A 23,664-nucleotide genomic window follows, 5' to 3' on the forward strand; every position below is an offset into this window, starting at 1 on the left:
GCCGCCTGGCGGCCGGGCGGGCGGCCCCTCCCCCCGCGGCCGGCAATTGGCACGCACCTTGCGGAAAGGCGGGCATGACCCCAGGCACGTTCCTAGATCCCTATGCGGCGGTGATCGTCGGCGGCGGCACGATCGTCGCGGCGATGCTGCGCACGCCGTCCGCCGATCTGGCGCGCGCGCTGAAGGCGCTCGTCACGCTGCCGCGCCGCGATTTCAGCGCCGAGCCGCTGCTGGAGCAGGTCCATTCGCTATCGCGCATCGCGCGCCGCCACGGCACGATCGCGCTCGACCGCACGGTGATCGTCGATCCCGACCTTGCCGCCGGCATCGCGATGATCGTCGACGGCGAGGGCGGCGAGACGGTCACGCGGGAATTGCGCCACCGCCGCCGCGCGCGGATCGAGCGTCACGCCGCCGCCGCCGACGCCTGGGCCGGCATGGCCGAAGCCGCGCCCGCGATGGGCATGGTCGGCACGCTCGTCGGCCTCGTCGCGATGTTCACCCAGATGAGCGACCCGCGCGCGATCGGTCAGGCGATGGCGGTGGCGCTGCTCGCCACGCTTTACGGCGCGATCATCGCCAACCTCGTCGCCATGCCGGTCGCCAGCCGGCTGCGCGCCGCCGCGCGCGCCGAAGCGTTCGAGCGCGCCCGGCTGGAAGCGCCGCTCGCCGCGCTCGCCACGCGCGAGGCGCCGCGCGTGATCGCCCCGGTCAGCTTCTCGCCCGCGCGCGAGGAGGCATCGTGACCGACGCCGACGCCTTCGACGAGTTTCCGGCGCGCGCGCCGGGCCGCCCGCTGTGGCTGATAACGCTCGCCGATCTCGCGCTCCTGCTGGTCGGCTTCTTCGTGCTGCTGCAGGCGAATCATCATCTCGACCCGCGCCGCCTCGCCAACGGGATGCGCGAAGGTTTCGGCGCCAGCGCGCAACCGGTGAGCACGCCGGCGCCGCCCGCGATGCCGCTCGCCGCCAATGCGCTCGGCGGCTTCGCGCCCGGCTCGGCCGCGCTGCCGGCGCCGCCCGACGCGCTGGTCGGCTGGGCGCGGGATGCCGCGCGCGACCCGCGCGTCGCGCTCACCGTCACCGGCGGCACCGACGGCACCCCGGCCGATGTCGACCCCTCCACCGGCAGCGCCGCGGTGCTCGCCGCCGACCGCGCCCGCGCGGTCGCCGCCGCGCTGGGGCAGGTCGCGCCCGGCCGCGTCCTCGTCGCCACCACCAACCGCCCCGGCCAACGCCGGGTCACCGTCACGCTTGCATTCGCAGGCGAAGGAAATGCCCGATGATCGCTCTCGTCCTGCTCGCCGCAGCCGCCTCTTTCCAGGATATCACCGCGCTCGATCGCGGGGTCGCCTCCTTCACCGGGCGGCCGATCGGGGAGGAGGGCGGCGCGCGCGCACCGGTCGATTCGCGCCTGCGCCTCGCGCAATGCCCGATGGTGTCGATGGCGTGGCGCACCGACGCGCATGACGCGGTGGTCGTCACCTGCACCGGGCCGGAATGGCGCGTCTTCGTGCCGGTGGTGATGCCGGCGCGCACCACGATCATCTCCTCCCCCGCCGCGCCCGCCGTGGCGCGGAACGCGGAGAAGGTCATCAAGCGCGGCGACCCGCTGACGATCGAGGCCGGATCGGACGGCTTCTCGATCACGCGCGAAGGCGTCGCGATGGGCGACGCCGCCGCCGGCGAGCGCCTGATGGTGAAGGTGGACAACAGCCGCGCGCCGGTCCAGGCGGTCGCGGTCGAGCCGGGCCGCGCGACGCTGCCGGGCTGGACCGGGCAGTGATGCGGCCCCTCGCCCCGGCGCCGCGAAAAAAGTTTCTAAAACTTTTCCGCCAGCCGCCGTTTATCGCCATGTCAGCGAAACCGGGAAGGTGCGGACATGGTGGATTCGATCGGCGCGAAGCCTGTCACGACAAACGACCTGCCGGTCGTGCCGGTCGTGCGCGTCCAGGCTACCGATGCGGTGCCGGCGGTCTCCGGCCAGTCCGATACCGCGGTGTCGCAGAGCCGGCAGCCGCAGACGCTCGCCTCGCAGCTTGCCGCGAAGCCGCCGGTCGATGCCGACCGCGTGAAGCGGATCAAGGAAGCATTGGCGAACGGCACTTTCCCCATTTCCCCAGCGACGCTCGCCGACCGGCTGATCGCGCTGCGCTACGACTGGCTGTCCAATGACCCGGCGTGACGCGCTGATCCGCGTGATCGAGACGCTTCATGCCGAGATCGCGGCGCTGAAGACGAACGACATCGCCGGGCTGGAACGCGCGACGGCGGACAAGCTCGCCGCGATCGAGACGCTCCGCGCGCTCGGCGACGGCCCCGCCGGTCCCGAGCTTCGCGAGCTGGCGACCGAGGCGGACCGGCTCAACGAGACGTGCCGCATCTATGTCAACCTGATGGCCGCCAACGTCCGCCGCCGGCTTCAGATGCTGACCGGCGAAGGCGGCAACGCCTATCGGCGCGGGCCGGTCGCGGCTTACGCCTGATCCCCGCCGCCGCGCTGGCGGGCGGGTTGGTTAACGAATTGGCACGATCCTTGCTGCGTTGATCCCGAACAGGGAACCGACGCGATACGATGACCGTCAACGCCATTGCCTCGAATGCCGGCCGCATCCAGTCCGCGATCCAGCGGGCGGCGGCGCGCACCGGAATCGATTTCGACTATCTTCTCGGCCAGGCCAAGGTCGAAAGCGGCCTCAACGCCACCGCCTCCGCCGCGACCTCCTCGGCGCGCGGGCTGTATCAGTTCGTCGAGCAGAGCTGGCTGTCGGTGATGAAGCAGCACGGCGGCGAATACGGCCTCGGCTGGGCCGCCGACGCGATCAGCCGCAACGCGTCCGGCCGCATGACGGTGAGCGACAGCGCGACGAAACAGGCGATCCTCGCGCTGCGCAACAACCCGGAGATCGCCTCGGCGATGGCCGCCGAGCACGCCTCCGACAACAAGGACGCGCTGGAAAGCGCCACCGGCCGCCAGGCGACCGGCACCGACCTCTATATGGCGCATTTCCTCGGGCTGGGCGGCGCGCGGCGCTTCCTCGCCAATATGCAGAGCAATCCCGGCACCAGCGCCGCCGGCCTGTTCCCGGCCGCCGCGCGCGCCAATCGCGGCGTGTTCTACAACAGCGACGGCAGCGCGCGATCGCTGTCCGACGTCTATCAGCGCTTCGCCGCCAAGCTGGGCGACGGGGCCGGCAATGCCGGCAACACCGGCAATTCCTTGCCGGCGGTGCAATTCGCCGCGCAGGCGCTCGACATGGACGGCGCCACCGTCGTCACCGGCGCGAACCAAAGCGCGACCGACGCGCTGAGCTGGGCCAGCGCCGCGCTCGGCGCGCGCGGCGGGCAGGCGCAGGCGGCGAGCCTGCTGCGCCCGACGCCGGACACCGCGCGGCTGGCGTACATGATGCTCGCAAGGATGGGGGGCTAAGCCGCGATGAAATTCCTCGGCAATCCCCGCGCCGCCGCGCTGCCGCTGGCGATCCTGCTGCTGGTCGTCGTGATGGTGGTGCCGATCCCGGCGGCGCTGCTCGACGTGTTCTTCGTCGCCAATATCGCCATCAGCCTCGCGGTGCTGATGGTGGCATTGAACGCGCAGAAGCCGCTCGACTTCTCCGCCTTCCCGACGGTGCTGCTGTTCGCCACCCTGTTCCGGCTCGGCCTCAACGTCGCCTCCACCCGCGTCGTGCTGGTCCACGGCCACGAGGGGGAGAGCGCGGCGGGCCATGTGATCGAGGCGTTCGGCACCTTCCTGATCGGCGGCGACTATGTCGTCGGCATCTTCGTCTTCGCGATCCTGATGATCATCAACCTGATCGTGGTGACCAAGGGCGCCGGCCGCGTCTCCGAGGTGTCGGCGCGCTTCACGCTCGACGCGCTGCCGGGCAAGCAGATGGCGATCGACGCCGACCTCAACGCGGGCCTCATCACCCCCGACGAGGCCAAGAAGCGCCGTGTCGAGGTGGCGACCGAGGCGGATTTCTACGGATCGATGGACGGTTCGTCGAAGTTCGTGAAAGGCGATGCCATCGCCGCGATCCTGATCCTCGCGGCGAACATCATTGGCGGGCTGATCCTAGGCCCGGTCAGCCATGGCATGTCGATCGGCGCGGCGGCCAAGGGCTATACGCTGCTGGCGATCGGCGACGCGCTGGTCGCGCAGCTTCCCAGCCTGATGCTGTCGATCGCCGCCGCCGCGATCGTCACCCGCGTCTCGTCAGACAAGGATCTCGCCGGGCAGATCGGCAGCCAGTTCGGATCGCCGCGCACCTGGACGCCGGTGGCGGGAATTCTGTTCCTGCTCGGCGTGCTGCCGGGGATGCCGCATCTGGTGATCCTGCCCGCCGCCGCGATCGCCGGCTTCACCGCGTGGAAGCTGCGCCAGATCGCCAACCGCCCCGCCCCGGTGACGGAGGTGAAACCCGAGCCGGTCGACCAATCCCGCATCGGCTGGGACGAGGTGACGGACGGGATGATGATCAACCTCGATATCGGCTATGGCCTCGTGCCGCTGGTCGACGAGCGCAAGGGCAGCCCGCTGATGTCGCGGATCACCGGCGTCAGGCGCCAGCTCTCCAAGGAACTCGGCTTCGTCGTGCCGCAGGTGAAGGTGCGCGACGACATCAACCTCGCGCCTTATACCTATCGCCTGCTGGTCGGCGGCGTGGTGCTGGGCGAGGACCAGGTCTCGCCCGACGAGATGCTGGCGCTCGACACCGGCACCGGCTTCGGCGACCTCAAGGGCAAGAAGGCGAAGGACCCGACCTTCGGCCTCGACGCGACATGGATCGCGCCGGGCGACGCCGATGCCGCGACCGGCGCCGGCTATCTGGTGGTCGATTCGGGCACCGTCATCGCGACGCACCTCAATCATGTCCTCGGCGCGAATGCCGCCGACCTCTTGAGCGCGGACGAGACGCAGGCGCTGCTGGACGGCCTCAAGGAGCGCAACCCGCAGCTTGTCGCCTCGCTCTCGCCGCAGCCGTTGCCGATCACCACGCTGACGACGGTGCTGCGCAGCCTGCTCGCCGAGGGCGTGCCGCTCCGGGAGTTCCGCCGCATCGCCTCCGCGATCGCGGTCGTCGCGCAGAAGACGCAGGACGCCGAGGAGATTGTCGAGCTGATCCGCCCCGAGCTTGGCCCCCTCATTATCCAGAAACTGTGCGGCGTGCGCGAGCCGCTGCGCGTGATGACGCTGGAGGGCCAGCTCGAAGGGCTGCTGGGGCAAGCGGTGCGCGGCGATCCGGCGCGCCGGCATGTGATCGAGCCGGACCTCGGCCGCCGCATCGTCGATGCGCTGCAACGCGCCGCCCAGCCGCTCGTCAACGAAGCGAAGCCTTTCGCGCTGGTCGTCCAGCCGGCGATCCGCGTCGCGATCCGCAAACTCGTCAAAACCGTGCTGCCGGATACCCCTGTCATGAGCTTCTTCGAAGTACCGGAAGACAAGGCCGTCGAGGTTGTCGCCATCATCGGCGCGCCGGAAGCGCTGCCCGCATGAGCGCGGAGCTGCCGCACCGCGACGCCTTCGCCGGCGCCGCCCCGCTCACCTATAGTCCGCGCGCGCGGGCGAAGGAGGAGAACGCGCTGGTCCACGAGCATCTGCCGCTGGTCCGGCGGCTGGCGTGGCATGTCCACGGCAGCGTCTCGACGGCGGTGGAGGTGGAGGACCTGGTGCAGGTCGGCCTCGTCGCGCTGGTCGAGGCGGCCGCCGCGTTCGAGGATCGCGGGCAGGTGACGTTCCGCCAATATCTCACGACGCGGCTGCGCGGCGCGATGATCGACGAACTACGCCGCCACGCCGCGATGACGCGCGGCGCGATCCGCCGCCGCCGCGATTATCGGCGTGTGACCGGCCAGCTCGCGGGCGAGCTCGGCCGCGCCCCGACCGACGCCGAGACGGCCGCGCGGCTGGGCGTGACGGTGGAGAAGCTCCGCGCCGAATATGCCACCGCCGAGGCGGTCCGCTTCGACCCGATCGACGAGGTCTATGCCGACGACCAGCCCTGGTTCGCCAGCGACGAGCCGAGCGCGTTCGACCAGCTCGCCGAGGGCGAGGTGCGCGACCTGCTGACCGACGCGGTTGCCGCGCTGCCCGAGCGGGAGCGGCTGGTGATCCACCTCTATCACGTCGAGGAGTTGAACCTCGAGGAGATCGGGCAGGTGCTGGGCGTCGGCGCGGCACGCGTCTGCCAGATCAAGTCCGCCGCGCACGCGAGGCTGAAGAAGGTCCTGACGCCGCGCTGATTCTTCCCCTCCCCCGGGGGGACGGGATTTCCAGCACATCCGCACGAACGAAAACCCCGGCAACCTTGCGGCTGCCGGGGTTCGCAATCGGCTCCGACACCCTTTGGGGGGGCGGCGCCGAAACCGATCACTCGCTTACTGGAGCAGCTTGAGCACGCCCTGTTGCGACTGGTTGGCCTGCGCGAGCATCGCGGTCGACGCCTGGCTCAGGATCTGCGCCTTGGCGAGGTTGGTCGATTCGGTCGAGAAGTCGGCGTCCTCGATCCGGCTCTGCGCGTCGGACAGGTTGGTGACGTTCGAGGTCAGGTTGTTGACCGCCGATTCGAGCTGGTTCTGCGACGCACCGAGCCCGGCGCGCGTGCTGGCGATCTCGGTGACCGCATCGTCGAACTTGCCGAGATCGGTGATCGGCGTCGTGTCGCTCGCCGCGGCGGTGACGATGGTGGTCTTGCTGGTCGCCGCGGTCAGGTTCGTCGACAGATCGAGCGTCACGGTGTCGGACGTGTTCGCGCCCGCCTGGATCGTCACGCTGCCGCTCGTGCCGGCGGTGCCGTCGAACAGATGCTGGTTGTTGAACACGGTGTTCTTGAGCACAGAGTCGATCTGGGTGGCGAGCGCCTTCTGCTCCTTGGCGATGTTCGCCTTGTCGTCCGACGAATAGGTGTCGTTGCCGGCCTGCACCGCCAGTTCGCGCATGCGCTGGAGCATGTTGGTCACTTCGTCCAGCGCGCCTTCGGCGGTCTGCGCCATCGAGATGCCGTCATTGGCGTTGCGGATGCCCTGGCTCATGCCGCGGATCTGCGAGGTCATCGACGCGGCGATGGCGAGGCCGGCGGCATCGTCCTTGGCCGAGTTGATGCGCTTGCCCGTCGAAAGGCGCTCCATCGCGGTCGAAAGCGCGCTGTTCGCGCTGACCGAGGCCGCAGTGGCGCGCATTGCGGCGGTGTTGGTTGCGATAACCGTCATAATAGTTCTCCGTCGTGGCTGACGGGTCCGCCGCCCCCCGATGTGCGGATGGCCGGGCCGTCACCACCCGAAACGGCCGGGCGCCGACGCGATTTAGCACTCGCCTGCAAAAAAACCGCCGTCCCCCGGCCAATGCGCGGGCACGCGCGCGCGCCACATGCGCTTGCACACGAGGGCACGCCGCGACCGCGCGCGCCCGGAAAAAATCTGCCGGCCGGCAACGTCCTATACCGGTCGTTAACCTTTTTCCCCCAACTTCATCGCACAGGGAACGAGGGGGAAAATGCGCTCGATCATTCCATCGCCGGCAATCGCCGAACGCCATGTCGCGCTCGTGTCGTCGCTGCGCGCTCAGGGCTTCGCGCTCGAGAAGCCCGGCACGCGCGCCACGGCCGGAACGATGTGGCTCGTCGCGCCCGGCGAACCCGCGCCCGCCCCCGCCCGGACCGTCGTGATCGGGGAGGGCGCCCGCGCGGTGGTCCCGCCGCGTGACGGCGCCCCGGCGCGCATCGCGTTCGGCCGCGAGGACGCGCTGGTGGGCAATGCCTTCGCCCGCGCGCTGGTCGCCGGGCCGGACAGCCCGACCGCCGCCGACCCGGAAAGCCTCGCGCTGTTCGCGCTGGCCGAGCGCGTGGCGGAGGCCGACATCACCGTGCTCATCAACGGCCCCACCGGCACCGGCAAGGAAGTGCTGGCGCGGACGATCCACATGAATTCCGCGCGCCGCGACGGCCCGTTCGTCGCGATCAACTGCGCCGCCCTCCCCGAGACGATGCTGGAGGCGATGCTGTTCGGCCACCAGAAGGGCGCGTTCACCGGCGCCTCCTCCGGCGGCGAGGGCTTCTTCCGCGCGGCACACGGCGGCACGATCCTGCTCGACGAGATCGCGGAGATGCCGCTGGCGCTGCAATCCAAGCTGCTGCGCGTGCTGCAGGAGCGCGAGGTGGTGCCGATCGGCGCGACCCAGCCCATTCCGGTGGACGTGCGCGTCATCGCCTGCGCCAACCGCGACCTCCAGAACGAGGTGGCGGAGGGCCGCTTCCGGGCCGACCTCTATTACCGCCTGTCGGTCTTCCCGCTCGCCACCAAGGCGCTGGCGGAGCGGCCGCAGGACATCCCCGCGCTCGCCGCGACGATGATCCTGCGCCATGCCGGCAAGCGCGCGATCGTGCCCTGGCCGTCGGCCGAGGCGCTCGCCGCGCTGGCCGCGCACGATTGGCCAGGCAACGTGCGCGAGCTGGAGAATGTGATCCAGCGCGCCCTGCTATTCGCTGCCGGCGACACGATCGAGGCAAGCCACATCGTGTTCGACCGCGCCGCCGCCCCGATGCGCGCCGCCAACGAGGCGGCGACCCTGGGCAAGGTGGTGCAGCTTTCCGAATTCGCCGCGATCCGCGAGACGCTGAAGGCGTGCAACGGCAGCCGGATCGAGACCGCGCGGCGGCTCGGCATCTCCGAGCGCACGTTGCGCTATCGCCTGGCCAAGGCGCGCGAGCAGGGCGAGGATATCGCCGCACCGCATAGCCGGGTGGCGTCGGCATGAGCGGCATCGACAGCCTCGGCGGGATCGACCGGGTGATGGCGCTGCGCGCGCAGATCCTGGAACGCAACCAGGCGCTGTCGCGCGCCAGCCAGTCGGTCGGCGCGCCGCAGGCCGGCGGCACGTCCGCCGCCGCGCCCTCGACCAGCTTCGCGCAATCGATGGAGAGCGCGCTCTCCAAGGTCAACGATACGCAAGTGAAGGCGAACGCCCTCTCCGAATCCTATGAACGCGGCGAGACCGTCGACATCGCCAAGGTGATGCTGGCGCGTCAGGAAGCCTCGGTCGGCTTCGAGGCGACGCTGCAGGTCCGCAACAAGATCCTGTCCGCCTACAAGGACATCATGAGCATGCCGGTGTAAGACATGGCCAACGCACTTACCCCCGCAAACCCGGTGATCCCCGAGAGGTTCGCCAATCCGCTCCGGCAGATCCAGGGCATGCTCGCGCAGCCCGCGGTGCGCCGCGCCGGGCCGATGGCCCTGCTGATCGGCCTGATCGGCGCGGCCGCGCTCGCCTGGTCGATGTTGTCGACGCCGCCGCAGAAGACGCTGTTCTCCGGCCTCGCCGACAGCGACAAGGCCGCCGTCACCGCCGCGCTGACCACCGCGAACATCAAGAGCCATGTCGATACCGGCACGGATTCGATCACGGTGGCGGACGAGGATTACGCCAAGGCGCGGATGCTGCTCGCCGGGCAGGGCCTGCCCAAGACCGCGCCGGCCGGCTACGCCATCCTCGACCAGCTTCCGATGGGCGTGTCCCGCGCCGTCGAGGGCGAGCGGCTGCGGCAGGCGCGCGAGACGGAGATCGCGCGCTCGATCCAGGAGATCGACGCGGTCGTCGAGGCGCGGGTGCATCTCGCCACGCCCGAAGCCAGCGTGTTCGTGCGCGACAATGCCGCGCCTTCCGCCTCGGTGGTGCTGAAGCTCCAGCCGGGGCGGTCGCTGTCCGACGCGCAGGTCGCCTCGATCGTCAACCTCGTCGCCTCGTCGGTGCCGGGGATGAAGCCGGACAATGTCACGGTGGTCGACCAGATGGGCGCCTTGCTGTCCAAATCCGGCGGCCAGGCCGACAACGGCAGCGAGCAGCGCATCCGCTTCCAGCGCCAGATCGAGGACAAGTATCGCCAGCAGCTCATCCAGCTCCTGACGCCGCTGGTCGGCGCGGGCAATTTCACCGCCGAGGTGCAGGCCGACGTCAACCTCGACGAGACGCAGGCGACGCGCGAAAGCTATGACAAGCAGGGCGCGCTGCGCGCCGAGGCGGGCAACTGGACGGGCAATCAGGCGCCGAACGGCGCGCAGACGCCCGGCGGCATCCCCGGCGCGCTGAGCAACACCCCGCCGCCGGCCAGCATGTTGCAGAAGCCGCAGCCCGCGACCGGCGACAGCGGCCAGCCGCAGCCGGCCGCCTCGCCGACGCCGGTCGCCGGCGGCCCCGCGCCCGACGCCAACAAGCAGTCCGACCAGTTCCAGCGCGCCTATGACCTCGGCAAGGAAGTGTCGGTGACGCGCGCCGCGCCGGGCGGGATCAAGCGCCTGTCGGTCGCCGTCCTGCTGCGCGACCCGGACAAGGGCCGGCGCACCGCGATGGAGATCGGCCAGATCACCGACCTGGTGAAGTCGGCGGTCGGCTTCGACGCCAACCGGCAGGACAATGTCACCGTCATCAGCAAGAAGTTCGCCGATGCCGCCGACGCCGCCGGCGGGCCGAAATGGTATGACAACAGCTGGCTGCCGATGATCGCGCGCAACCTGACCGCGATCGTCATCGCGCTGCTGGTGCTGCTGCTCGGCGTCCGCCCGCTCGCCGCCGCGCTGATGAAGAAGCGCGAGGAAGCCGCCGTCCCCGGCGCAAGGCCCGCGCTGGTCGGGCCGGACGGGATGCCGATGGGCAGCGCGACCGGCGAGGGCGGCGGCGCCGAGGGCGGCATCCGCGTCACCGGCCCGGTCGGCATCGACGAACTCGAAAGCGCGCAAAGCTATGAGGAGCGCGTCGGCGCGGTGCGCGGCTTCACTCGCGACAATCCCGCCCGCGCCGCGCTGGCGGTGCGCGACATGATCAAGGCGGACGCGCGGTGAACGCGCCGACGACCGCCCCCACAACGGCCCTCGTCCGCAGCTTCAGCGGCGTCGAGCGCGCCGCCGTGCTGATGATGCTGGTCGGCGAGGAGGAAGCCGCCGCGATCCTCCAGAAGCTGGAGCCGGACGAGGTGCGCCAGCTCGGCAAGGCGATGTTCACCGTCGCCGACGTCAGCGAGGCGGAGGTGGCGGGCGTGCTCGACGATTTCGTCGGCCGCGCGCGCGAGCGCACCGGCATCGCCTTCGACCCGCGCCCGAAGATCGAGGCGGTGATGCACCGCGCGCTCGGCCAGGAAAAGGCCGACAGCGTGCTTGCCCGCATCACCCCGGCCGAGGCGGCGTGCGAGATCGACCTGCTCGACTGGCTCGACGCGAGCGAGATCGCCGGCATGATCGAGAAGGAGCATCCGCAGATCGCCGCCGTGCTGATCGCCAACCTCGATCCGTCGGTCGGCAGCCAGGTGCTGGAGCTGCTGCCCGATGCGGCGCAACCGGAAATCCTGCACCGCATCGCCAAGCTCGGCCCGATCACACCGGAAGCGGTGGAGACGCTGCGCCACATGCTCGCCAATCGCAGCGGCGCGGGCCAGCAGGCGACGCAGGTGCAGCTAGGCGGCACGCGCGAGGCGGCGAAGATCCTGCAAAGCGCGCGCAAGGCGACCGAGCAGCGCGTGATGCCCAAGCTGTTCAAGCTCGACAAGGAAACCGCCAAGGCGATCGAGGAGGCGATGTTCGTGTTCGACAACCTGCTCGACATGGACGACAAGAACCTCGGCACGCTGATCCGCAACATCGATGGCGACATCCTGACCCGCGCGCTGAAGGGCGTGGACGAGGCGGCGCGCAGCCGCTTCCTCGGCTGCATGTCGGCCCGCGCGGCCGATGGCATTCGCGACGAGATGGAAGCGCGCGGCCCGATGAAGCTCTCCGAGGTGCTGGAGGCGCAGAAGGCGATCATCCAGATCGCGCGCAACCTGGCCAAGGACGGCACGATCCAGATGGGCGGCGGCGAGGACGATTATGTCTGAACACGCCTTCGTCGCGGGCCTTTCCGCGCGGCACGACGACGCCGCGATCCGCCTGCAACGCATGTTCGCGGAGCAGCCGAGCGGCTTCGCCCCGGCCGATCTCATCGCGCGGATCAGGCAGGCGTTCGGCGGCGGCGAGACCGGCGAGGCGCCGCGCGGCTATGCGCCGGCCAACCGCGACGCCGCGCCGACCAAGGGCTGGGACCCGCTCGATTCGGACGCGGAGCCGACGCCGTTCATCGATCCGGCCGAGGTGGCGCGGCAGGCGGCGCACGACGCCGGCTTCGCCGAGGGCCTCGCCGCCGCGCGCGCCGAACTGGGCGAAGCGGCGGAACGCGACCGCGCGATGCTCGCCCGTCTGGTCGAGGCGCTGCGTTCCGACACGCGGATCGATCGCGAGCAACTCGCGCGCAACCTGCGCCAGACGGTGCTGCATCTCGTGACGCGGCTGGTCGGCGAGGCGGGCGTGTCCGGCCCGCTGCTCGCAGCACGGGTCAATGCCGCGACCGACCTGCTGGCGGATACGGCGGAGAGCGCGATCCTGCGCGTCAATCCGGCCGACGTCGCGCTGCTGGAAGGCCATCTGCCCGACACGGTCTTCGCGGCCGGCGACGCCAGCGTGGCGCGCGGCAGCTTCGTGATGGAGGCCGCCTCGACCATCGTGGAGGACGGGCCGGACCTGTGGCTGGAGCAGCTCGCCCGGACGATGGACAAGGTGGCGCTGCCCGACGGCGACGCGTGCTGATGCTCAACCTGTTCGCCGACGATTATCTCACCGCGCTGGCCGATGCCGATTTCCGGCCCGCGCCCAAGGTCTCCGGCCGGCTCGCCTCGTTCGACGGGCTGCTGATGGAGGCGATCGGGCTGAACCTGCCGGTCGGCACCGTCTGCCAGGTCGGCGGGAAGGGCGCGGGCGTCGAGGCCGAGGTGATCGGCTTCCGCAACGGCCGCACCCTGCTGATGAACCTCGGCGGCCCGGCCGCGCTGCTGCCGCAGGCCCCGGTGCGCCCGATCGGCCCGCCGGGCGAGGCGGAGGTCGGCGCGGCACTGCTCGGCCGCGTGGTCGATGGCGCGGGGCGGCCGATCGACGGGCTGGGCGCGATCCGGGGCGCGGGCACATGGCCACTCGCCGGCAAGCTCCAGTCGCCGCTCGATCGCGGGCGCGTGCTCCAGCCGCTCGACGTCGGCGTGCGCGCGATCAACGGGCTGCTGACGATCGGCAAGGGACAGCGCATCGGCATCATGGCCGGATCGGGCGTCGGCAAATCGGTGCTGCTCGGCATGATGGTGCGCGCGGCGAGGGCGGACGTGATCGTCATCGGCCTGATCGGCGAGCGCAGCCGCGAGGTGGCCGACTTCCTCGAGACCAAGGTGGCGGGCGAGGCGCGCGCGAAAAGCGTCGTCGTCGCGGTGCCGGCCAATCATTCGCCGGTGCTGCGCATCCGCGGCGCGCTGCGCGCCACCGCCATCGCCGAAGCGTTCCGCGCCGAGGGCAAGGACGTGCTGCTCATCATGGATTCGCTGACCCGCGTCGCCCATGCCGGGCGCGAGATCGGGCTGGCGCTGGGCGAGCCGGCATCGGCGCGCGGCTATCCGCCGTCGGCGATCGCGATGCTGCCCAACCTGATCGAGCGCGCCGGGACGGACGTCACCTCCGGCGGGTCGATCACCGCGATCTACACCGTGCTGGCGGACGGCGACGACGGCAACGACCCGGTGGTCGATTCGGCGCGCTCGATCCTCGACGGGCATATCGTGCTGAGCCGCGCGCTGGCCGAACGCGCGGTCTATCCCGCGATCGACGTGTCGAAATCGGTGAGCCGCGTGATGACCGACATCGCCGCGCCCGCGCACCTGCGCGCCGCGCGCGTGCTGCGCCGCCACCTCGCCACCTATGAGGAGAATCGCGATCTGGTGCTGATGGGCGCCTATCGCAGCGGCAGCGACCCGGAGATCGACGCCGCCATAGCCTATCACCCCGCCGTGATGGAGTTCGTGCGGCAGGACGCCGACGCGATCGTGCCGCTGGAGGATTCGGTCGCCGAACTGACCGGCGTGTTCGGCGATGGCTGACGGCTTTCATTTGCAGGCGGCGCCGGCCCGCTCCCCCACCCGGCCTCCCATAGCATATCCTGAACGGGAGGCCGGGCGGGGGAGCGGGCCGGCGCCGGAAACCGATCATGGCTGATCCCGCCAGGCTCGCGCGGGTGCTGCGGGTACGCACGCTCCAGCTCGGTCTCGCGCAGGCGGAGGAGATGCGCGCGCGGGCGGCGCACGAGCAGGAATCGGCGCTGTCGTCGCGCATCGCTCGGCTGGCGGAGGAGGTCTCGCCGGTGGAGGATCGCGCGGCGGGCTTCTCGCTCGCGGCGGCGGCGCATTACCGCGACCGGCTGCACCGCTCCGCCGAGACCGCCGCCAACCGCGTCCGCACCGCCGAGGCGGAGGCCGCGCGCGCCGCCGAGGCGACCCGCGCCGCGAAGCGCGACCAGAGCGCGGTGGAGAAACTGATCGAGCGCGGGCTGGCCGAAGCGGCGCTGCGCGAGATCCGCGCGCTGCGCGATGCGCCGCCGACGCGGAAAATCCGGCACGATCCTTGCTGAACGGTCCCACGGGACCAATCCCGGCGACACGCAGGTGCTCATGACCGCAGTTTCAACCCTGGCACTGACGACCCCCAAGACCGGGATTCCGATCGCCGCGCCCGGCGTGGCGCCGTCCGCGATCGCGTTCCTCGCGCTGCTGGCGCCCGTGGCGGACATGCCGGACGGCGCGCCCGATCCCCGGCAGAAGGATGCCGCGCCCGGCAAGGATTTGCCGGACGGCGACGACGACGATCAGGCGGCCGCCCTCGCATGGGTCGCGCCGGCGCTAGCCTCGATCCTGGTCGCCCCGACCACTTCGCCCGCGCCCGCCAAGGCGGATGCGGAGGCATTGCCGGTGACGGCGCCAGCCTCGCGCCCGCAGATGCAGCTTCCCGTCATTGCCGATCAGGAGCCGGCCTTGCCGGTGCAGGCCACGGGCTCGTCGGTGGTCGGCGCTCCGCAGCCCGGTCTCGCCGCGCCGTCGGGCGCGATCGCCGCGAACTCCTTGTCGACGCCATCTCCGGTCACGGCACCCGCTACCGTTCCCGCGATGCCGGACAAGGTCGCGGCGATGCAATCGTCGCCAGCGGCCACGCCCCGCGCGACGATCGAATCGCAACCGGGCGCATCCGCCGTTCCCCTCGCGATCGCGGCGCCAGCACCGGCCGAGCCGCAGGTGACACGGATCGCGCCAGCCGCGCAGGTGTTCGCCGCCGCGATCCAGCGCGCCGCCGTCGAGGACCGCCCGGCGACCGGGCAGCCGGTGCTCGCCGCGCCGCCCGCCGGCACCGACAACACGCTCCACGCGGTCGCCGCGACCGCCGATTCGCGCCACGCCGCGCTCGACATGAAGCAGGACAACTGGCCGCAGCAGATGATCCAGCGGATCGACGCGCTGCGCGACGCCGCCAACGCCAACGACGCCAGCATCCGCCTGATCCCCGACGCGCTCGGCAAGATCGACGTGACGCTGAAGCGCGAGGGCGACGGCGTCTCGGTGCGGCTCGACGCGCATCAGCCGGAAACGCGGCAGATCCTCGCCGACGCGCAGCCGCGCCTGACGGAACTGGCCGAAGCGCGCGGGATCAAGCTCTCCGCCACCACCGGCGGCGGCGCCGACACCGCCGGGCAGACGCTGTCACAGCAACAACAGCAGCAGCGCGCCCATCAATCCGCCGCCACGCCCGCCGCGCCGCCGCGCGCGACGGCCGAGGCGGACGACACCGTCGCGGCCGAAGGCCGCATCGCCTGACACCCGAGGACAACCAAATGAGCGACACCGAAGCCAAGCCCGACGCGCCGGCCAAGAAGAAAGGCAAGCTGCCCAAGATCATCATGCTGGGGGTCGGCGCGCTGGCGCTGGTCGGCGGCGGCGTCGGGGCGGGGCTGTATGCCGCCGGCTCCGGGCTGATCGGCGGCAAGACGAAAGCCGAGGCGACCGGCCCGCGCCTCGTCCCCAAGAGCGAGCAGAAGCGCCCCGGCGACGGCAAGGACGAAGGCGGCCACGGCGGCGGCGAGAGCGCCGAGGCCAAGCCGGCGGAGAATCACGGCATGCCCACCCCGGCCGGCGAGGGCGGCGACCGCTATGCCTCCAATTACTACGCGATGGAGAAGGACTTCACCGCCAACCTCCAGGATTCGGTGCATTTCCTCCAGGTCGGCATCGCCATCTCCACGCCTTACGACGACACCGTCATCCGCAACATCAAGACCAACGACATCGCCGTGCGCTCCGCCGTGCTGATGACGCTGGGCGACACCAGCGAGGATCAGGTGTTCAGCTCGCAGGGCAAGGAAGTGCTGGCGAAGCGGCTCGCCGCCGCGATCAACAAGGTTCTTAAGGAAAAGGAAGGATTCGGCGGCGTTGGTAACGTCTACTTTACCAATTTCGTTGTTCAGTGAGCAGGCATGGTTAACGCCGCTTCACCTTCTGACGCCGAACGTCGCGAGCGCGCCCGCACCGAAACCGTCCAGCCGGGCGGACTGGGGCAGGCGAAGCTCAATCCGTTCGGCGACCTGCACACGTTGCAGCACCTCTCCGCGCGCCTCGCGCGGAGCCTGCGCGGCGTGTTCGAGCCGGTGCTCCGGCAGGAGGTGAGGACATGGGCGGAGCCGCTGATGGTGCAGCGCTTCGCCGATTACCGCGTCGAGCGCCCGGACCAGCTCACCGCATGGCTGCCGCTCGGCATGGACGAGCGCACCGCGCTCTGCGTGCTCGACGGCCGCTTCGTGCTGGAGCTGCTCGACCTGTTCTTCGGCGGGATCGGCCATGTGCCGGCCGAGCTGCCGCACGAATTCTCGCCCGCCGCCGAGGCGATGGTGGCGCGGCTCGGCGAGATGATCGCCACCCCGCTCGCCGCCGCGTGGGAGCCGCTGGCGCGCGTCCACTTCACGGTCGGCCGCTGCGAGGCCAATGCCGCGATGCTCACCAATATCGAGGCGGATGATGCGATGATCGTCACCCGCTTCGGCATCGCGCGCGGCCAGGCCAAGCCGGTGTTCATCGATCTCGTCTATCCGGTCACGGCGCTGAAGCCGCACGGCACCGCGCTGACCGGCAAGGTCGTCGCCAAGTCGGTCGAGCAGGACGCGCAATGGACCGCCGCGCTCACCCGCGCGGCGATGCAGGTGCGCTTCCCGGTCCGCTCCGTCCTCGCCGAGCCGGTCATCAGCCTCGCCCGACTAATGGAGCTGAAGCCCGGCGACGTCATCCCGATCCATTTCACCAACGACGTGCCGGTGATGGTCGGCAACGACCGGCTCGGCACCGGCACCGTCGGCACCGCCAACGGCCATGCCGCCATCCGCCTCACCAAACTCGCGAGCCTTGAAGGAACCAACGCATGAACGACATGGCCGGCGCCTTTCCGGTCGACCCCGACGCCTCCGGCGCGGTGGCCGCCAATTTCCGGCTGTTGCAGGATGTCGACGTCAAGCTGACGGTCGAGATCGGCTCGGCCCAGCTCACGCTGCGCGAATTGCTCGCGCTCGGCGAATCGAGCGTGATCGAGCTGGACCGGCAGGCCAACGAGTTGCTCGAGGTGTTCGTCAACGGCACGCTGATCGGGCGCGGCGAGGTGGTGACTGTCGGCGAGCGTTTCGGCGTGCGCATGACCGAGCTAGTCAATCCCGAGAAGCGCGGCTGATCCGGCGATGATGTGGGCCTATGTCCTGAAGCTGGTGATCCTGCTGCCGCTCGTATGCGGCCTGATGATCGGCTCGCTCTATCTGTGGCGGCGGCTGGAGAGCCGCTTGCCCGGCAAGTCGCCCACGCGGATGATCGCGGTGCGCGAGACGATGATGATCTCGCCCAGCGTCCGCCTCGCGGTGGTCGATTTCGAAGGCTCGCGCCTGCTCGTCTCGGTCGGGCGCGGCGGCGTGACTTTGGTCGACAAGACCGTCGCGCGGGGCGAGATCGCATGAGCCTGACGCGCACCGGCGACGGCCCGATGCTGTTCCGCGCGCGGCCCGCGCGGGCGCGCGGCGGCTTCTCATGGGGCAAGGCGGCGCTGGCGCTGCTCGCCATCGCGGTGGCGCTGATGATCGCCCTCCCCGCCTTCGCGCAGGTGACGCCGCCGGCCGCACCCGCCGCCCCGGCGGCGCCGGGCGTCGGCGACGCGGTGGATCGCGCGCTTGGCCAGCTTTCCAGCGGCGCGGCGTCGGGGCGGACGGGCAGCGGCTCGCTCTCGCTGTCGTTGCAGGTCCTCATCATCATGGGCCTGCTGACGATCCTGCCGGGCATCATCCTGATGATGACCAGCTTCACGCGGATCATCATCGTGCTGTCGCTGCTGCGGCAGGCGCTGGGTTTGCAGCAGACGCCGCCCAACCAGGTGCTGATCGGCCTGTCGCTGTTCCTGTCCTTCTTCGTGATGGCCCCCGCGATCAACCAGATCAACGCCAATGCGATCCAGCCCTATGCCGCCGGCAAGCTGGCCGGCACGGACATGATAAGGACCGCCGGCGAGCCGCTCCACGCCTTCATGACCAAGCAGACGCGGGTGAAGGATCTCACCATGTTCGCCGAGATGGCGAAATCCGGCCCCTACGCCAATCCCAAGGACGTGCCCTATTCGGTGCTGCTCCCCGCCTTCGTGACGAGCGAGCTGAAAACCGCGTTCCAGATCGGCTTCCTGATCTTCCTGCCGTTCATCGTCATCGACCTGGTGGTGGCGACGGTGCTCATGTCGCTCGGCATGATGATGCTGTCGCCGTCGATCATCTCGCTGCCGTTCAAGCTGCTGCTATTCGTCCTCGTCGACGGCTGGGCGCTGACGATGGGCAGCCTCGCCAACAGTTTCGCCACATGAGGCGGTGCCGGCCGGCGCCGCGAAGGACCGACAATGGCTGACGCAGATTATTTCCTCACCGTCGCGAACCAGACGATGTGGGTGCTGGCGCTCGCCGCCGCCCCGATCCTGATCCCGGCGCTCGTCTCCGGCCTGATCTTCGGCATGATCCAGGCGGCGACCTCGATCAACGAGCAGACGCTGACCTTCGTCCCCAAGCTGATCGTCGTGGCGATATCGATCATGGTGTTCGGCGGGATGATCATGGGGCTGCTGAGCGACTTCACGATCGACATCTTCAACCGCATCCCGGACCTGGTGCGCTGATCCATGCTCGGCTTCGGCCTCGCGATCGAGCCGCAGCTCTGGGCGCTCATCTTCGTGATGGTGCGCGTGGGGAGCGCGTTCGTCGCCGCGCCCGTGTTCGGCAACCTGTCCGTACCCTTGCCGGTGCGCGTCGCGCTGTCGGGCGCGATCGGCGTACTGGTGCTGGCGAGCCACCCGATCCAGCCGCCGGCGCAGATCTTCGCGGTGACCACCTTCCTTTCCGTCGCGGCGGAGGCGCTGGTCGGCCTCGCGCTCGGCTTCGTGCTCCAGATCGCCTTCGCCGCGCCGCTGGTGGCGGGCGAGGTGATCGGCGGATCGATGGGCATCGGCTTCGCCAACATGCTCGATCCCAATTCGGGCCGCTCGTCACCGGCGATCGGACAGTTCCTGTCGGTGATGCTGACCCTGCTGTTCCTGTCGCTCGACGGGCACCTCGTCCTCGTCGACATGATCCTCAGGAGCTATACCGCGCTGCCGCCCGGCGCGGCATGGCTGGCGACCGGGCAGATGCGCGACATCGCGATGTTCGGCGGCTACACCTTCCTCGCCGGCCTGCTGCTGGCGCTGCCGGTCGGCTTCCTGCTCTTGTGCCTCAACCTCGTGGTGGGGATGCTGTCGCGCTCCGCGCCGGCGCTCAACCTGTTCGCGGTCGGCCTGCCCGCCAGCCTCGCGGTCGGCGTCGTCAGCCTCGCGATCGCCTTTCCCGCGATGGGTGATTACATGCAGGTGATGATCCGCGAGGCGCTCGCGGCCACCTCCTCGCTGGTGCTCGGCTGATGGCGGAGCAGTTCGGCGAACGGACGGAAGCCCCAACCCAGAAGCGTCGCAAGGACGCGCGCGAACGCGGCGAGCTGCTCAAGAGCCGCGACTTCGCCACCGCGCTGGTCGTGCTGGCGGGCGTCGCCTGGGTCGCGCTGTTCGGATCGTCGCTGCTCAAGGCGTGCAAGGCGGTGATGGCGGCGGCCTTCCGCTTCGATCGCGGCGACGTGGAGGATTTCCAGCCGTGGCGCCCGCTGGTGGAGGCCGGATGGCAGCTCGCCCCGGCGCTCGGCTCGCTGTTCGCGATCACCATCGCGGCGGGGATATTGAGCCAGGCGGCGCTCGGCTCGTTCGGCTTCAACGGCGGGCTGCTCGCGCCCAAGGCGTCGCGCATCAACCCGGCCTCCGGCCTCAAGCGCATCTTCGGCCCGACCGGGTGGATCGAGCTGGGCAAGTCGCTGCTCAAGGTGGTGCTGCTCGGATCGGTCGGCGCGTGGCTGCTGATGTCCTCCTCGCGCACGATGTTCGGCCTCGCCTCCTCCGACGTGGAGACGGCGGTGGGGACGCTGGGCGGCACGCTGACGCATATCCTGATCGTCATGGCGCTGGGCCTCGTCGCGATCGCGATGGTCGACGTGCCGGTGCAGATCGTCCAGCTCCTCGGCAAGCTGCGCATGACCAAGCAGGAGGTGAAGGACGAGCACAAGGAAAGCGAGGGCAACCCCGAGCTGAAGGGCCAGATCCGGGCCAAGCAGCGCGCGATCCTCTCCCGCTCGATGAAGAAGGCGCTGGCGGAGGCGCATGTCGTGCTGACCAACCCGACGCATTTCGCGGTCGCGCTGCGCTACGATCGCGGGCAGGATCAGGTGCCGGTGGTGGTGGCCAAGGGGCGCGGCGCGACCGCGCTGGCGATCCGCGAGACGGCGGCCGACTATGCGGTGCCGGTGCTGGAATATCCGCAGCTCGCCCGCGCCGTCTATTATACCAGCCGCGAGGGGCAGGAGATCCGCGACGACCTCTATCTCGCGATCGCGACGGTGCTGGCCTTCGTATTCAACCTCAATGCCGCGATGGGCGGCCGCGCGCCGCCGGCGATCGAGGTGCCGCCGACCGCCCGGTTCGACGAAAATGGCGTGAAACAGGGGTAAAGATCGACCGGCTCCGGTCGTTTGGAGACTCATCATGACGACCACGAGCAGCACCGGCAGCACGTCGACCACGACGGCGACGACATCGACGACCGCGGCGGCCACCACCGCCAGCGTCAACGCATCCGCCGCGCAGCAGCTCCTGAGCTCGCTCAACAGCGGCTCCGGCGTCGACACCTCATCGCTCGTCACCTCGCTGGTCAACGCGCAGTTCGCCACCAAGGTCGCCGCGCTCCAGGCCAAATCCGACGCGCTGACCACCAAGATCTCCGACGTTTCGACGCTCAAGGGCCAGATCAGCGATTTCGCGGGCGCGCTGGAGAGCCTCGTCAAGGGCGGCACGCTCGTCTCGCAGCCGGCCAGCTCCAACCCGGCGGCGGTGAGCGTGACGCCGCTGGTCGGCGCGAAGCTCGACGGGCTGAGCGGCAGCATCACCGTGAGCCAGCTCGCCAGCGCGCAGACGGCGGTCAGCACCACCGCGCTCGCCAGCCGCAACGCGGCGGTCGGCACCGGGCAGCTCACCCTGACGCTGGGCACCGCGACCTATAATGCCGACGGCTCGATGGCTTCCTTCGCGGCCGGCAGCGGCACGCCGACGACGATCACGATCGACAGCAGCAACAATTCGCTCAACGAGCTTGCCGCGTCGATCAACAAGGCGGGCGCGGGCGTCACCGCCTCGGTCATCACCGACGCGGACGGCTCCGCCTATCTCTCGCTCAAGGGCGCGAGCGGCGCGGCGCAGGCCTTCACGCTGACCGCCACCACCGACGACGACGGCACGCTGTCCGCGTTCAACGTCGGCCCCGGTACGGCGATGCGGATCGCCAGCCCGGCGCAGAACGCCAAGCTGACCCTGGACGGCGTGGCGGTGGAACGGACCAGCAATGCGATCAACGATCTGGTGCAGGGGCTGCAGATCAACCTGACCGCCACCTCGTCCACGCCGGTCACCCTGTCGTCCACCACGCCGACGACCGCGCTGAACAACGCCGTCAACGATTTCGTCGACACCTTCAATCAGGTGTTCGCCGCGCTCAAGACGCAGATCGACCCGATCAACGGCGACCTGCGCGCCGATTCCGCCGCGCAGGCGCTCTATGGCTCGCTGCGCAGGCTGACGACGCAAACGCTGGTCTCGAACGCAGCGCCGGGCACGCCCGCCACGCTCGCCGATCTCGGCGTCACCACCAATCGTGACGGCTCGCTTTCGGTCGATGCGACCAAGCTGACCAACGCGGTCACCAGCAACCCCGCCGCGGTGGAGGCGATCTTCTCCTATGCGACGATCGGCTCCGATGGGTTGAACGCCGCGATGCAATCGATCAAGGCCAGCGCGATCAGCACCGTCTATGGTCTCGGCGCTTCCGCCGTCACCTATACCAAGGCGCAGGGCGACATCGCCACGCAGCAGGACGACCTCACCGCCCAGCAGCAGCAGATGAGCGACCGGCTGACGCAGCAGTTCGCGGCGATGAACGCGAAGGTCGCCGCGTACAAGTCGACCCAGGCGTATATGACGCAGCAGATCAGCATGTGGACCAAGTCGGGCAGCAACTGACGATGGCCTATGCGAGCGCGCTGCTGCGCAATCCGGCGCAGACCTATCGCGAGATCGACCTTGCCGGGCGCACCGCCAACGCGGACGGCCCGGCGCTGGTGTCGCTGCTCTACGAGGAATTGATCCAGGCGCTGCGCGTCGCCGCCTGGGCGGCCGAGCGCGGCCAGCAGGAGACCAGGAGCGAGCGCGTGACGCGCGCCATCGCGATCCTGTTCGCGCTGGAGGCCAATCTCGATTTCGAGAAAGGCGGCGAGGTCTCGACGACGCTCGCGCGGCTCTACGCCGGCGCGCGCGGCGAGGTGATCCGCGCCAGCATCGGGCAGGACGGCGCGCCGTTTCGCATGGTCGCCGACAATCTCGCCGAGATCGCCGCCGCCTGGGCACAGGCGCGCGCGGCGTAATTTCGGGGGGCACCGCCGCCCGGCCCTCGCGATCAACCGTTCGCCCCGCGACTCGCGGATTCCGGCCCTTTCGACTCTTGACCGCGTGATTCGCCCTCTGTCATCATGCGGTCATCGGCCGCGTCGTAAGGGCGGCGCGACACGGTATCGAAAGGAACACCGGCTTGTTCCATCCCGATCTGATCCGCCATCCGGACAGTTGCCCGACGCTCGTCCTGAACGCCGATTACACGCCGCTTTCCTATTACCCGCTCTCGATCTGGCCGTGGCAGACGGCGGTGAAGGCGGTGTTCCTCGATCGCGTCGATATCGTCGCACACTACGAGCGCGAGGTGCGCAGCCCGACCCGGTCGATCAGGCTGCCCTCGGTGATCGCGCTCAAGCAATATGTGCGGCCGTCGCAATTCCCGGCCTTCACCCGCTTCAACCTGTTCCTGCGCGACAGGTTCGCCTGCCAATATTGCGGCTCGACGCATCGCGACCTGACGTTCGATCATGTCGTGCCGCGTGCTTATGGCGGGCGGACGACATGGGAGAATGTCGTCACCGCCTGCGCGCCGTGCAACCTGCGCAAGGGCGGCCGCACGCCGGGGGAGGCGAAGATGCCGCTGCATATCGAGCCGATCCGCCCGACGAGCTGGCATCTGCAGGAGCACGGCCGCCGCTTCCCGCCCAATTACCTGCACGAGACGTGGCACGACTGGCTCTATTGGGACGTCGAGCTGGAGGCGTGACAC

28 protein-coding genes are annotated in these 23,664 nt (G+C 70.1%); 27 read left to right on the forward strand and 1 reads right to left on the reverse strand.

Features of this window, described 5'->3' with window-relative positions; genetic code table 11:
- The first annotated feature begins 74 nt into the window (after positions 1-74).
- The 8 genes from F9288_RS04400 to F9288_RS04435 all read left to right on the forward strand — a co-directional run bounded on the left by F9288_RS04400 (position 75) and on the right by F9288_RS04435 (position 6,242).
- Positions 75-746, forward strand: a complete 672-nt coding sequence (locus tag F9288_RS04400) for a motility protein A (protein WP_174835510.1) — start codon at positions 75-77, stop codon at positions 744-746.
- Positions 743-1,285, forward strand: a complete 543-nt coding sequence (locus F9288_RS04405) for a flagellar motor protein MotB (RefSeq protein WP_254621074.1) — start codon at positions 743-745, stop codon at positions 1,283-1,285. Before F9288_RS04400 ends, F9288_RS04405 begins: the two co-directional genes overlap by 4 nt.
- Positions 1,282-1,785, forward strand: a complete 504-nt coding sequence (locus F9288_RS04410) for a flagella basal body P-ring formation protein FlgA (protein WP_174835511.1) — start codon at positions 1,282-1,284, stop codon at positions 1,783-1,785. Before F9288_RS04405 ends, F9288_RS04410 begins: the two co-directional genes overlap by 4 nt.
- A 96-nt stretch (positions 1,786-1,881) precedes the next feature.
- Complete coding sequence (gene flgM, locus F9288_RS04415) at positions 1,882-2,184, forward strand: flagellar biosynthesis anti-sigma factor FlgM (protein WP_174835512.1); 303 nt, start codon at positions 1,882-1,884, stop codon at positions 2,182-2,184.
- On the forward strand, positions 2,171-2,485 hold the full coding sequence (locus F9288_RS04420; RefSeq protein WP_174835513.1) for a flagellar protein FlgN: 315 nt from the start codon (positions 2,171-2,173) through the stop codon (positions 2,483-2,485). The genes flgM and F9288_RS04420 overlap by 14 nt, the downstream gene beginning before the upstream one ends.
- 89 nt (positions 2,486-2,574) lie before the next feature.
- Positions 2,575-3,429, forward strand: coding sequence for a lytic transglycosylase domain-containing protein (locus F9288_RS04425; protein WP_174835514.1), 855 nt, complete (start codon positions 2,575-2,577; stop codon positions 3,427-3,429).
- Positions 3,430-3,435: 6 nt separating this feature from the next.
- Complete coding sequence (gene flhA, locus F9288_RS04430; protein WP_174835515.1) at positions 3,436-5,496, forward strand: flagellar biosynthesis protein FlhA; 2,061 nt, start codon at positions 3,436-3,438, stop codon at positions 5,494-5,496.
- Positions 5,493-6,242, forward strand: coding sequence for a sigma-70 family RNA polymerase sigma factor (locus tag F9288_RS04435; RefSeq protein WP_174835516.1), 750 nt, complete (start codon positions 5,493-5,495; stop codon positions 6,240-6,242). Before flhA ends, F9288_RS04435 begins: the two co-directional genes overlap by 4 nt.
- A gap of 135 nt (positions 6,243-6,377) precedes the next feature.
- On the opposite strand, the gene F9288_RS04440 is transcribed toward F9288_RS04435, so the two are convergent.
- Positions 6,378-7,208, reverse strand: coding sequence for a flagellin (locus F9288_RS04440; protein ID WP_174835517.1), 831 nt, complete (start codon positions 7,206-7,208; stop codon positions 6,378-6,380).
- A 283-nt stretch (positions 7,209-7,491) separates the two neighbouring features.
- Here F9288_RS04440 and F9288_RS04445 point away from each other — a divergent pair, with 283 nt between their 5' ends.
- The 19 genes from F9288_RS04445 (at position 7,492) to F9288_RS04535 (ending at position 23,661) form a co-directional block, all read left to right on the forward strand.
- Positions 7,492-8,751 carry a sigma-54-dependent Fis family transcriptional regulator gene (locus F9288_RS04445; RefSeq protein ID WP_174835518.1) on the forward strand — a complete coding sequence of 420 codons (1,260 nt, stop codon included), beginning with the start codon at positions 7,492-7,494 and terminating at the stop codon, positions 8,749-8,751.
- Positions 8,748-9,110, forward strand: coding sequence for a flagellar hook-basal body complex protein FliE (fliE, locus tag F9288_RS04450; protein ID WP_174835519.1), 363 nt, complete (start codon positions 8,748-8,750; stop codon positions 9,108-9,110). Before F9288_RS04445 ends, fliE begins: the two co-directional genes overlap by 4 nt.
- A 3-nt stretch (positions 9,111-9,113) precedes the next feature.
- A complete protein-coding gene (gene fliF, locus F9288_RS04455) occupies positions 9,114-10,832 on the forward strand; it encodes a flagellar basal-body MS-ring/collar protein FliF (RefSeq protein WP_174835520.1) in 1,719 nt (572 codons plus the stop codon).
- Positions 10,829-11,860 (forward strand): flagellar motor switch protein FliG, encoded by a 1,032-nt coding sequence (gene fliG, locus F9288_RS04460; RefSeq protein WP_302675317.1) that lies wholly within the window; start codon positions 10,829-10,831, stop codon positions 11,858-11,860. Before fliF ends, fliG begins: the two co-directional genes overlap by 4 nt.
- Positions 11,853-12,605, forward strand: a complete 753-nt coding sequence (locus tag F9288_RS04465; RefSeq protein WP_174835521.1) for a FliH/SctL family protein — start codon at positions 11,853-11,855, stop codon at positions 12,603-12,605. The genes fliG and F9288_RS04465 overlap by 8 nt, the downstream gene beginning before the upstream one ends.
- Entirely contained in the window at positions 12,605-13,933 is a 1,329-nt protein-coding gene (locus F9288_RS04470) for a FliI/YscN family ATPase (RefSeq protein WP_174838861.1), read from the forward strand. The genes F9288_RS04465 and F9288_RS04470 overlap by 1 nt, the downstream gene beginning before the upstream one ends.
- Before the next feature lie 107 nt (positions 13,934-14,040).
- Positions 14,041-14,460 carry a hypothetical protein gene (locus tag F9288_RS04475; protein WP_174835522.1) on the forward strand — a complete coding sequence of 140 codons (420 nt, stop codon included), beginning with the start codon at positions 14,041-14,043 and terminating at the stop codon, positions 14,458-14,460.
- A 40-nt stretch (positions 14,461-14,500) separates the two neighbouring features.
- Complete coding sequence (locus F9288_RS04480; RefSeq protein WP_174835523.1) at positions 14,501-15,694, forward strand: flagellar hook-length control protein FliK; 1,194 nt, start codon at positions 14,501-14,503, stop codon at positions 15,692-15,694.
- A gap of 17 nt (positions 15,695-15,711) precedes the next feature.
- Positions 15,712-16,344 (forward strand): flagellar basal body-associated FliL family protein, encoded by a 633-nt coding sequence (locus F9288_RS04485; protein WP_174835524.1) that lies wholly within the window; start codon positions 15,712-15,714, stop codon positions 16,342-16,344.
- A 6-nt stretch (positions 16,345-16,350) separates the two neighbouring features.
- A complete protein-coding gene (locus F9288_RS04490; protein ID WP_174835525.1) occupies positions 16,351-17,289 on the forward strand; it encodes a flagellar motor switch protein FliM in 939 nt (312 codons plus the stop codon).
- The gene (fliN, locus tag F9288_RS04495; protein ID WP_174835526.1) at positions 17,286-17,588 is read left to right on the forward strand and encodes a flagellar motor switch protein FliN; all 303 of its coding nucleotides are present in this window, start codon (positions 17,286-17,288) and stop codon (positions 17,586-17,588) included. The genes F9288_RS04490 and fliN overlap by 4 nt, the downstream gene beginning before the upstream one ends.
- Before the next feature lie 7 nt (positions 17,589-17,595).
- Positions 17,596-17,865 carry a flagellar biosynthetic protein FliO gene (locus F9288_RS04500; protein ID WP_174835527.1) on the forward strand — a complete coding sequence of 90 codons (270 nt, stop codon included), beginning with the start codon at positions 17,596-17,598 and terminating at the stop codon, positions 17,863-17,865.
- Complete coding sequence (fliP, locus tag F9288_RS04505; protein WP_254621075.1) at positions 17,862-18,752, forward strand: flagellar type III secretion system pore protein FliP; 891 nt, start codon at positions 17,862-17,864, stop codon at positions 18,750-18,752. Before F9288_RS04500 ends, fliP begins: the two co-directional genes overlap by 4 nt.
- Before the next feature lie 33 nt (positions 18,753-18,785).
- Positions 18,786-19,058: a flagellar biosynthesis protein FliQ gene (gene fliQ, locus F9288_RS04510; protein WP_174835528.1), complete on the forward strand. Its 273-nt coding sequence runs from the start codon at positions 18,786-18,788 to the stop codon at positions 19,056-19,058.
- Positions 19,059-19,061: 3 nt separating this feature from the next.
- Positions 19,062-19,835: a flagellar biosynthetic protein FliR gene (gene fliR, locus F9288_RS04515; protein WP_174835529.1), complete on the forward strand. Its 774-nt coding sequence runs from the start codon at positions 19,062-19,064 to the stop codon at positions 19,833-19,835.
- Positions 19,835-20,965: a flagellar biosynthesis protein FlhB gene (locus F9288_RS04520; RefSeq protein WP_174835530.1), complete on the forward strand. Its 1,131-nt coding sequence runs from the start codon at positions 19,835-19,837 to the stop codon at positions 20,963-20,965. The genes fliR and F9288_RS04520 overlap by 1 nt, the downstream gene beginning before the upstream one ends.
- A 34-nt stretch (positions 20,966-20,999) precedes the next feature.
- Positions 21,000-22,526 carry a flagellar filament capping protein FliD gene (gene fliD, locus F9288_RS04525; protein WP_174835531.1) on the forward strand — a complete coding sequence of 509 codons (1,527 nt, stop codon included), beginning with the start codon at positions 21,000-21,002 and terminating at the stop codon, positions 22,524-22,526.
- The gene (locus tag F9288_RS04530; RefSeq protein WP_368076206.1) at positions 22,502-22,927 is read left to right on the forward strand and encodes a flagellar protein FliS; all 426 of its coding nucleotides are present in this window, start codon (positions 22,502-22,504) and stop codon (positions 22,925-22,927) included. Before fliD ends, F9288_RS04530 begins: the two co-directional genes overlap by 25 nt.
- Positions 22,928-23,091: 164 nt before the next feature.
- Positions 23,092-23,661 carry an HNH endonuclease gene (locus tag F9288_RS04535; protein ID WP_174835532.1) on the forward strand — a complete coding sequence of 190 codons (570 nt, stop codon included), beginning with the start codon at positions 23,092-23,094 and terminating at the stop codon, positions 23,659-23,661.
- Positions 23,662-23,664 lie beyond the last annotated feature (3 nt).

Origin of the sequence: Sphingomonas sp. CL5.1 (assembly GCF_013344685.1) — a bacterium.
Classification (GTDB): Bacteria; Pseudomonadota; Alphaproteobacteria; order Sphingomonadales; family Sphingomonadaceae; genus Sphingomonas.